Here is a 2098-nt window from a genome sequence, read left to right on the forward strand (position 1 = left end):
TCGGCGCCGATCCCCTGCAACTTTTCGCGCAACTCGTGAACGATCATTCGTGCGTTGAATTGCGAAAAGCCTTTGTGAACGTTGTAGGTTGCGATTTTTAATGTTTGCATAGGCATACAGACTCGGCGTCGGGGGCCGAGTTGCGGCGAGCCGGCGTTAAAGACGCTGCTTAGTGAAAATCTCTCGAATGAGTGATGAGCCGGCCAAGCAAGGGAGTGTGGTCGGTCAACCGTCGCGCGATCAGATGCAGTACGCCGCCTTGCCTCTCCAGCACGCCGCTCACGCCGAGCAGTCTCGCGCCAAGTAATTCACGGCGTTGCCTTTTGGCAAGATCATTCCAGACGACGACGTTGATCATGCCGGTTTCGTCTTCCAGTGTCAGAAAAATCACGCCGCTTGCGGTGCCGGGGCGCTGGCGATTAATTACGAGCCCGGCGGCTTTGACGTGCCGCCCATCGTTTAACCCGGCCAATTGTGCAGCGGGCACGGCGCGCCAGCGCACGAGCCGGCTGCGCAGCAGGCATAAAGGATGACGGCCTAGCGTGAAGCCCAGCGACCGATAATCGGCAACCAGATCTTCGCCTTCGCTCGGCGCCGGCAGAGCAAGCTCGCTTTCCTCGATTTTTGCGCCATGCAATACCGGTGGCGGCGTCTCGATCCCCTGCACCTGCCAATACGCTTGCCGGCGATGCGCCGCGAAAGACTGCAAGGCAGAGCCGGCAGCCAGGCATTTTAACTCGCGGTTTCCAAGCGCCGCGCGTTCGGCGAGTTGCTGTATCGAAGCGCTGGGCCCGTCTTTTCTCGCCGCGACGATGCGCTCAACCGCTGCTTGCGGCATACCTTTGATCTGGCGCAAGCCAAGCCGCAAGGCGGGCTCGCCATCGTCGCGGCGTTCGAGACTGCAATCCCAATCGCTGACGGTCGCGTCGACCGGCCGCACCTCGACGCCATGCTTGCGCGCATCCTGAATCAGTTGCGCCGGCGCATAAAAACCCATCGGCTGGCTGTTCAACAATGCGCACGTGAACGCCGCCGGCTCATGGCATTTGAGCCAGGCCGACGCATAAGCGAGCAGAGCGAAGCTCGCGGCGTGCGATTCCGGAAAGCCGTATTCGCCGAAGCCTTCGATCTGCTTGAACAAGCGCTCCGCGTAATCTTCGCTATACCCGTTTTTCAGCATCCCCGAAACCAGCCGCTCACGGAATTGCTGGATGCGATCGGAACGCCGCCAGGCCGCCATCGAACGCCGCAATTGATCGGCTTCGCCCGCGCTGAAACCACCGGCAACCATAGCCAACTGCATCACCTGTTCCTGGAAAATCGGCACGCCCAGGGTGCGCTCGAGCACCGCCTTGATCTGCGGGCTCGGATAATCGACTTCTTCCGGGTGTTCGCGCCGGCGCAGATACGGATGCACCATGCCGCCGACGATAGGGCCCGGGCGCACGATCGAAATCTGCACGACCAGGTCGTAAAAATTTTTTGGCTTCAGGCGCGGCAGCATCGACATCTGGGCCCGCGATTCGATCTGGAACACACCGATCGTGTCGGCCTTTTGCACCATCCGGTAAACCTGCTTATCGCCTTCGGGCAGATCGTACAGGCTCAGTTTTTTGCCGCGATAGTCCGAAACAAGATCGAGCGCGCGGCGGATCGCCGACAGCATGCCGAGTGCGAGGCAATCGACCTTCATCAGTTTCAGCGATTCGAGATCGTTTTTTTCCCACTGGATCACGGTGCGCTGTTCCATCGCGGCGTTTTCGATTCCAACGAGCCGCGACAGGCGATCTCGCGAAATCACGAAGCCGCCGGTGTGCTGCGACAGGTGGCGCGGAAAGCCGAGCACCTGTTTCGTGATCGCAAGCACGCGCATGACGACCGGGTTTTCCGGATCGAAACCGGTTTCGCGCAGGCGCTGCGCCAAAGCATCGCGGTTGTCCCACCAGGCGAGCGATCCGGCGAGACGATCGACTTGCGCCAGATCCATGCCCAACGCCTTGCCGACATCGCGCAGTGCGCTTTTCGGTCGGTACGTGATGACGGTCGCGGTCAGTGCGGCGCGCTCGCGGCCATATTTGCCATAAATGTATTGCATGAC

General features: G+C 60.5%; 1 protein-coding gene. It reads right to left on the reverse strand.

What is annotated here, in order from left to right:
* Positions 1-169 precede the first annotated feature (169 nt).
* Positions 170-2098 (reverse strand): error-prone DNA polymerase (locus H0V78_02520; GenBank protein ID MBA2350686.1); only part of this gene is annotated, 1929 nt, incomplete at its 5' end.

This window comes from Burkholderiales bacterium, from assembly GCA_013695435.1.
GTDB lineage: Bacteria > Pseudomonadota > Gammaproteobacteria > Burkholderiales > JACMKV01 > JACMKV01.